We start from the raw sequence: 8,677 nt of genomic DNA on the forward strand, positions 1-8,677 counted from the left end.
CCTAGGTTAGTGAAACGAGCAGTCGTAGAAAAAAAAGAGGGCAAGCCCTACTTTAGTCTCAGTTATAACTGTTACTCACATCCGTGTTGTTGGTTAAATGTAAATAGAGACTGTTTTTAGTTTTGGTTGAGATTGCTTGTAACATTAAAACGAGACAGATAAACAGCATTTAGATCCTGGAGATCCAATATTATAATAGTAGACAGCTATGATATTTTTGACTATTATAATAATAACCGAATATATCAATTGGAGAAGCACTTCAGTGTAGGCATAGAATATGCCACATTGAAGTGCTTTTTTTATTCGGAATCTATGTGTTTGAAGGAGCGATTTTTAATGGATGAGAAGATGGAGGAGTTTATTCGACGTACTGTCATAATGATGGTCTACGTAGGTCTTACGGTGATAGTTCACAAGTATTTTAAAATGTACGGGTACACAATTTTTACTGTAATGATGTTTCTGTTTTTCACATATGTAAAGGGGGAAATAATTTCATTTTCAAATGCTTGGCGGCAGGTGAAGCTAACAATAAAAAAATTCAATTAATTCTACGCTTTATTTATAGGGCACTTGCAAGTAGAGCAGCAGTCAGTTTAATCCATAATACTTCCATGATGAAAGATCGTTTAGAAGAAGAGCATGAAGTTAAGGTTGACACGTGCTCTTTCTATATTACGAAAAGTATCTTTTAAATAGATTATCTGACCTTAAGGACCATGAGATTATCTTTAATTACCAATAATAAAAAAAATTACTGGTGCGTATTCCAGAGTTTTGGGATGCGCGCTTTTTGTTTGAAAGCTAACATTAAGTTTTTAATAGTTTTGTAATCTAGTTGTTTCTCTAAAAAAATGTAATCATAATTACACAGTATTTATTTTGTGAGACTGTTAAAATATGTAGAAAGGGGTGTGGTATATGGAAGTCGCTTATCTTTTAAATGATCAAATTTACTTGGAAGAAGAAAGACGAGTACTTGAAGATCAAAATGTCGTGTACAGTCAAATTGTCAAGACATTGGAATCAAAATTTCGAGTACATTCAGATAAGAAGGCCTTTACATGCCTCTGTTGTAAGAAGCCGGTCAGTATGGTTCTGAGACAAGATAAATTTCACTTCAAGCATTTTGGTGAAGGCTGCCCCAGTTCAGAAAACTATGGACGATATACCAAGCAAATTAAAGAAGAAGAAAACGAACAGCCTCACCGCTTAGGAAAAACAATAATTAGAACATATTTAGAAGGTCAGTTAAAAATACATAGCGTAGAAATTAAAGAAGGTTACAGTTATCGGAAGTCACTAAAGATCATTCCCGATTTACTAATTTATTTTCCTAACGGTGATGTATGGGTTGTGGATTACATAACAGGGAAGAAACAAGTTGAAGCTTACAATTCGTTTATTAAGAAGAGAAAAGAAGTATATGAAAATGAAGGATTTAAATATTTCTTTTTTATAGATAAAACGTGGTTATCGTCTGAGCACCCAAGTATTAAGGCCGTCTCACTCTATCCTGCTGAGAATCAGATGGTATTGCAGGGAGAGCAAGATCAATTTTGGGAAGTATGGATTGCAAATTTAATCTCAAAAACAGATGAGGATTTTACATTGAATTACTTATTTCGTTTTACTCAAACCCCTCAAGAAAAGTTTGCATTTGAAGTACGGAGCCTTCTTTATGTCGACCCTTCAGAAGGTACAGCCGTCATTCAACGTCTTGTGAAACTCGATTCAAAGTGGGGATTAAACATATTTAGGACAGAAATCTCATTAGAAAAAGCTGCCTCGTTAAACTCTGCTAAAACTCAATTTAAATGGTTTGTGGAGAACGAAGAGACACAACGGACGAAGAAAGAAATAGAAATCATTGCTGCCTACAAGAATTTTAAAGAAGAAAAGGAGATTGAATTTAAGCAAGAAGAACTAAATGCAAAAAATAATAAAATGGAATTCCTAAGTAAGGTGAAGTCAGATTTACCTGGGAATGCTTCGCATTCCAATCATCACCTCCCCCAATTTAAACCACCAACTGATACAACACTAAGCGAATTATTTGCAAAATTACAGGAACAAACAATAGATGTTGATGAGGCTTCTGTACTCTATGATTATTATAAAGGCAGTAAAATTTATAAAAGTAAGGATGAGATGGAGGAAGTCAGAAGTTTAGCAAGAGCAATGATAGGTCCCATAACCAATCCTAATTATTGGGATAGAAAGCTTAGGGAAATACTTATTAATTTTGCACTTCTATAAGAGATGGAACGAGGTGCCAGAGGCATATGCATAATGAAATGGAGGGAAAGTCGAATGAGTACTCAGCTTTGCGCACTGCTTATTATGACTTATTAGGAATAATCTCGCTTATGCGATCTCAAGGGAATAAGAAGTATTCAGCAGTCCCAGTGCATTCCCTAGGAAGAGATATTTGCTTGGTTCTCTATCAAATTAATAAAGACATATTTAACTCTTCTTATGATTTGAATCCGGAAATCAAAAAAATTAGACATAAAGTAAAATTGAGTAGTGGAAATAATCAGAAGATGCATGAAGAAATTTTAGATTACCATATAGAAAAGTACGGTAACGATATTAATAATTTAGGTTTTTATTTGAAGGATGGAGATCTCAAGGGGAGTACGATTTATCCTACATACCTTTTTTATGATACGACAATATTCAAGAGTGATGACATCGGCAATTCCATATTTTCTTTTTTTCGAAATGTAGGAGAAATAGGTATTCAATTCCTTCAACAGATATCGAGTCTTTCACAGGGAAGGCTTCCCTTTACGATTCCAGAATCAATCGTTGTAGTGGACGACCGGAGATATAGTGAAAAAGATATTCACCACACATCGCTGTTCACGGGTGAAAGAAAGAGGGATAGCCTTATTACAAGGTTACTATTAATACAGCAGGAATTAGTAACCTGTATTTGGCTCAAGGATATCATTTCGGTTGAAAACGCACTTGACCTCAATAACGAAGGATATATCTTGTTAAGACTAATATCAATGAAAATAGACCAAGTAATGGATAATCTAAAAAATATTCAAAAGTATCTTCCAGAATATTTTTTAGAGGTGAATAATAAATACAAAAGTGAATTAGTGATTATTATGGATGCTTATGAAACGAGTATTTCAGAGGAATGTAGAACACTAAGAAATATGCTTCATTATAGTATTACTAGAGTTAACTTTTATGATTTTCTAGAACAGAAGACATGGGGAAATGGGAATTATATCAGTCTAATGGTAGATAAGATTGTATTTCACTATGTGAAACCCTTGAGTGCTATTTTCTCTGATTACTTTAATATTACTAACTTAAAGAGTATGAGTAATATGGAAATGATATTGAATCGATTGAAAAGTAAGGGGAGCTTTTACTAAATAGTAAAACGCATTACGGTCTATCCAAAAAATTACCGAGCAATTATAAAGTATCAGTGGAGGCATATATGTATATTTATAAAGTTGAAATTGAAAAATATAGAAATTTCAGAAACAGGGAAATCACGTTTAATGACGGTGTTAATGTGATCATTGGTCACAATAATGCGGGGAAGACCAACCTTGTTAGTGCTTTAGCTTTAGTCTTAAACTCAAATGGAAAAAAGAGATTGGATATTCACGATTTTAATAAGAGCACTTCTCTTGAGGAATTGAAAGCAAATCCACCCAAAATACGTATCGGTATAACCATTAAACAAAGCGAAAACGAAGATTTAAGTTCTGATGATTTGGCTACCGTAGCAAACTGGTTAACCAAGCTTGAAGAACCCTATGAGGCATTATTGACATACGAATTTCATCTTCCTGAGAAAGACAATGAAAAATATGTAAGAACTCTGAGCGATGTCATGGACAAAGAGAAGGCATGGAAGATTATTCAGCAGGATTTTTTGAGATTATACGTACATAAGATCTGGGGAGGCAACGTAACCAGTCAGAACATGGCAGAAAATGAATCATTGCAAAAATTTGATTTTCAATTTCTAGACGCAATTCGAGATGTTGAAAGAGATATGCTCTCAGGTCGGAATACGCTTCTACGAGATGTACTAGACTTCTATATGGACTACGATATAAAGTCGGACCGAACCATAACAGAGGAGCAAAAAGTAGAGAAAATCAGGCTCAAAAAACAAGCTTTTTCTGATGGAGCAGATTCGTTACTCTTGAATCTTATAAAGAGAATGGAACTAGGCAAAGGACATATTTTATCTTATGCCAAAGACACTGGTGCTGGCTTTAATAAAGCGAATCCAAGTTTTGATGGAAGCATTACTGATGTTGAAATGTTTTCAGCCTTGAAATTAATAGTTGAGTATGAAACCGGAATCAAGATCCCAGCAACACATAACGGACTGGGCTATAATAACCTGATCTTTATGTCACTGTTATTATCTAAAATGCAAGTGAGTTCAGATGGGGATTATTTGGGGAGTAACGCAAAAGTCTTTCCAGTTTTGGCAATCGAAGAACCTGAAGCGCACTTGCATCCAGCTATGCAACATCAGTTTCTAAAATTCTTATTAAAAAATAAAGAAGAGAAAAAGGTTAGACAGATATTCGTAACCACGCATTCAACCCATATTACATCCTCTGTATCTTTAGATGAAATGATTTGTCTGCATAATGAGAATGGCGAGACAAGTGTGGGTTATCCAGGAAAGGTATTTCAAAACAATGAGAAAAGCAAAAAGTATGTACAAAGATTTCTTGATGCCACCAAATCAGATATGTTATTTGCCCAGAAAGTGATTTTAGTCGAGGGATTAGCTGAGCAGCTATTATTATCTACCTTGGCAAGATATGAAGGATTTTCATTAGAAGAAAATCATGTAGCAATTGTAAACGTTGGCGGAAGGTTCTTTGATCATTTTTTATATTTATTTAGCCCGACCAATCCATATAGCGTAATCAAGAAGATAGCATGCATCACAGATAGGGATCCTGAGAGAAAGAAGAAAGAAAAAGGAGCGAGTTATAGTAAATGTTATCCGTTTGAATATGATGTGCAAAAAGATACATATGACTATAAGCACAATCCTTCATTTAACTTATATCCAGCAAATGCCCACCCTAACATTGCACTCTTCAGTCAGGATGAAAAAGAAGGAAGAACATTTGAATATGATCTAATCTTGCACAATCCATCGTTTGAATTACTTATTACTGATTCCATGAAAAATCAGGAAGAATTAAAGAAATTGATGAGATTATTCAAAAAAGACGCGGAGTTATCGGAATTCGAAAGTCTCCTTAGAGGTAGTAAGGAAAATGAAAGAATTCTGCAAAGTATAGCCTTAAATACTACATGGACCAAGGATGAAAAGAAAAGAGCCCTTATAGCCTCTCGTTATTTGAATTCTGTTGGAAAAGGGGAAAACGCATTGGAACTGGCGTACATACTTACAGACAATATTAATAGAAAAGGGAAAGAAGGATATCAAGAATTCATTGTTCCAAGTTATATTAAGGAAGCAATAACATGGGTACTCCGATGATAAAAATAGATTCTGATACGCTAATCCCTATCGAGAATCACTTTCGTGTAGCCGCCGGTCCTGGTGCCGGGAAAACATATTGGCTCGTAAAACACATGAAAAATGTCCTGAATCACACTCAAAGACTTAAGAAAACACGGAAAATTGCCTGTATTACCTACACCAATATTGCAGTAGAAACAATTCTAAATCGATTGGGGACTAATATTAATCAAGTAGAAGTTGCGACTTTACATAGTTTTTTGTATAAACATATACTAAAGCCGTATGCTTCTTATCTCGATAAAGAATATGAACTAAATGTCAAAGAAATGGATGGGCATCAAGATACGGTTGTTCATTTTAAAAAAGTAAAGTATTGGATTGAAAATCACCCTAATGCAGATCAGTTAGTACACCCATATACAGTTAATCAATTGCTTAAACTCGAAGAAAATAAAGCCAGTCTTATACAATGGCTAGAGCATCTGAAGTATAGTCTGGATGAGCATGGAGATATCTTAATTTCTGGGGATAATAGGAAGACGTATAGAAAGGATAAAAAAGGGAAAGGTAGAGGTCTAACTAGCGCATGTTTAGGGGTGCTCAGTTCCGATTTACTGGCTTATAAAAACTTTATTGGTCGATAGGAATTATGGATCATAATGATGTGCTTTTTTTTAGCTATCAGCTATTAAAAAAGTACCCATTTATATTAAAAGTATTGCGGGCTAAATTCCCATATTTGTATATTGATGAGTTTCAAGATACACATCCATTACAAGTTGAAATTTTAAAACTAATAGGTGCACAGGAAACAATTGTTGGAATTATTGGCGACGAGGCTCAATCCATATTCAGTTTTCAAGGCGCAGATCCCGGCCAGTTCTCCTCCTTTAAATTACCTGCTTTAAAGGAATACGTGATGGAAGATAACCGAAGAAGCACAAACTCTATCATTGATTTATTAAATGCAATTCGAAAAGATATAGTACAACAAAAAATTAGAAACATTCAAGGGGATATTCCTAAACTCTTAGTTGGTGAACGGATGGCTGCGTTAACTTGGGCAAAGAAGTATTGCAATAATGCTGAAGAAATTTGCTCATTATCACGTGATAATCCGACCTCTAATGCAATGAGAAGAGATTTTAATGGACAAACTATGAATGATAAGCTACTTGAAGAACTTTTAGATGTAGATAAATCGTCTAGCAATAACAAATACAGAAGTAAGGTAATTGCTAGTTGTTTGAAAGCCGTAGAGTACGCCCGGGAAGGGGATATAAAAAAGGCAATTAAAGAAATAGAAAGTTTGGAAAGAGACATTATTGATGCAGATAAAAGAAGGAAGACAGCGATAAAGTCACTTTATCTATTGCTGGAAAAGTACGATGACTACAGGAATAAACCTCTATATGATTTTTACCTATTAGTAAAAAATAATGTTAAATCAGAGATATCAAAGTTAGGAAAAGGCGTAGCTGCAACGTTTTATGAAACTAATACTTATGAACAGTTAGCTCTTTGTGTAAATATAACCGAAGATTTTAGTAATCATAAGACTATTCATAAGTCAAAAGGAGACGAATTTGATAATGTGCTTATTGTTTTTGATTCCTCAGATGAACTAGAAGTCTTTCTTAATCCGGACTTGAGGAAAAATGAGGAACACAGAATATGCTACGTAGCTTTGAGTAGGGCAAGGGAACGGCTTTTTATTAATGTTCCAGAATTAAAAGAAGATGATTTTATAAATAAGTTAAAGAAAATATTTAAGATAGAACCAGTATGATAATTCTTGTTTCTAATCTGCACAAAATTTTAATGAAGTGAGATGATCGCATGAGCACTGACCGGTCAGTTAAGAATCTTGATTCATTAAAAAATTCGATTGCGCCCACTGTAGGAGCGGGAATGACGTTACTAGACGATGCAAAATGCCCATACTGCCAGAGTAACTTTGAGAAACCTTTGTCTCATAAAAGAACTTGCCCTGTATGTCATCAAAATGTTTATGTTCGTACTCTTCCTTTCAAAAACGAACAAGATAGGATATCCGTGGCAGTTACCGAACAACAAGCTGAGAATATTGATATTGCATGGGCAAAAGGAAATGGAACGTATGATGATATGCAGAGGAGAATTCAAAAGTACGAAATTATGAAAAAATCTTTAAATAAATTATGGGGAAGAGAACCAAGTGATAGTGATATTGAGTGGCATTTGCTACTAGATGAACAAATTGAACATGCTAATAACAATCAGTGGGGATTATACCGTAATATTATACATCAAATGGCAGAACATCTTTATAAATTGAAGGAGTTTGATCAGTCTCTTCGAACGTATTTAAATGTCCTATATCTAGACCTAAATGGACCGAATAATGCCGCTTTTTTTAATGGAAAGCCAAATCTTGATGAGAGAGCTTTCGATCCGCGGGAAACCAATGCGTTTATAGCTCCAGGTATCATAAAGCGTATTGTTCTTTTAAAGGAAAAACGGGTTTGTATAAATACAGAAGAATTAAAGATATTATTTTTAGAGGAATCTTCCCAAGTATATGTATCATTAAAAACGCCTTTAACACATGAAAAGGCATGGCAGTCTTTATTAGAGAAAAATATATTTTAAACGATTTCTTTAGATACTTAGCTGACAGTTGTCAGCAGATTAAAGTATTCCTTTGTGTCGTATTATGAAAGCGAGGAATTATGTATTCTGTAAAAAAAGAAATATTGGTAAAATACAATGTAATAAATGACGTCTTTGATTATCGAGATTTAGATATTGAAGAAGATACATTACAGATGTATTCTTATTTTGAAAGTTCGTTTATAAATTTGTATGAAAGCTATGCAAATATTTATAACATCAAGAATTACTGTTTCTACATCAATAATGAAATTAAATGCAATGCTTTTGCTACAAAACGCAAGGGTTATAACATTATCGGAATAACTAATGGATATCCGATTCTTATTAGTAAGAAGTTGGACAAAGAATACTTCAGGAATATTGTTCTCGCTGGTATTCCTAATGATGAACCTGCGCGAGAAGCATACAGTGATTTATATACTGACGTGTACTTTGATTTTAGTAAGTTCTTTATTGATTGTTCAATAAATTTTACTTTTAGACGCCCATGCCGCTAACGCGGCGCCATCAGAT

General features: G+C 34.2%; 6 protein-coding genes. All 6 read left to right on the forward strand.

What is annotated here, in order from left to right; all coding sequences use genetic code 11:
* Window positions 1–924 precede the first annotated feature (924 nt).
* The 6 genes from L691_RS0123965 to L691_RS0123985 all read left to right on the forward strand — a co-directional run bounded on the left by L691_RS0123965 (window position 925) and on the right by L691_RS0123985 (window position 8,140).
* The gene (locus L691_RS0123965) at window positions 925–2,262 is read left to right on the forward strand and encodes a competence protein CoiA family protein (RefSeq protein ID WP_025692797.1); all 1,338 of its coding nucleotides are present in this window, start codon (window positions 925–927) and stop codon (window positions 2,260–2,262) included.
* 26 nt (window positions 2,263–2,288) lie between these two features.
* Window positions 2,289–3,404 (forward strand): hypothetical protein, encoded by a 1,116-nt coding sequence (locus L691_RS29990; protein WP_084654433.1) that lies wholly within the window; start codon window positions 2,289–2,291, stop codon window positions 3,402–3,404.
* 68 nt (window positions 3,405–3,472) lie between these two features.
* A complete protein-coding gene (locus tag L691_RS0123975) occupies window positions 3,473–5,524 on the forward strand; it encodes an ATP-dependent nuclease (protein ID WP_025692798.1) in 2,052 nt (683 codons plus the stop codon).
* A complete protein-coding gene (locus L691_RS33150; protein ID WP_198023103.1) occupies window positions 5,509–6,153 on the forward strand; it encodes a UvrD-helicase domain-containing protein in 645 nt (214 codons plus the stop codon). The genes L691_RS0123975 and L691_RS33150 overlap by 16 nt, the downstream gene beginning before the upstream one ends.
* Before the next feature lie 5 nt (window positions 6,154–6,158).
* Complete coding sequence (locus tag L691_RS33155; RefSeq protein ID WP_198023104.1) at window positions 6,159–7,298, forward strand: UvrD-helicase domain-containing protein; 1,140 nt, start codon at window positions 6,159–6,161, stop codon at window positions 7,296–7,298.
* A gap of 122 nt (window positions 7,299–7,420) precedes the next feature.
* Window positions 7,421–8,140 (forward strand): hypothetical protein, encoded by a 720-nt coding sequence (locus L691_RS0123985; RefSeq protein ID WP_025692799.1) that lies wholly within the window; start codon window positions 7,421–7,423, stop codon window positions 8,138–8,140.
* Window positions 8,141–8,677 lie beyond the last annotated feature (537 nt).

The sequence above is a fragment of the Paenibacillus zanthoxyli JH29 genome (assembly GCF_000520715.1).
Lineage (GTDB): Bacteria > Bacillota > Bacilli > Paenibacillales > Paenibacillaceae > Paenibacillus_AQ > Paenibacillus_AQ zanthoxyli.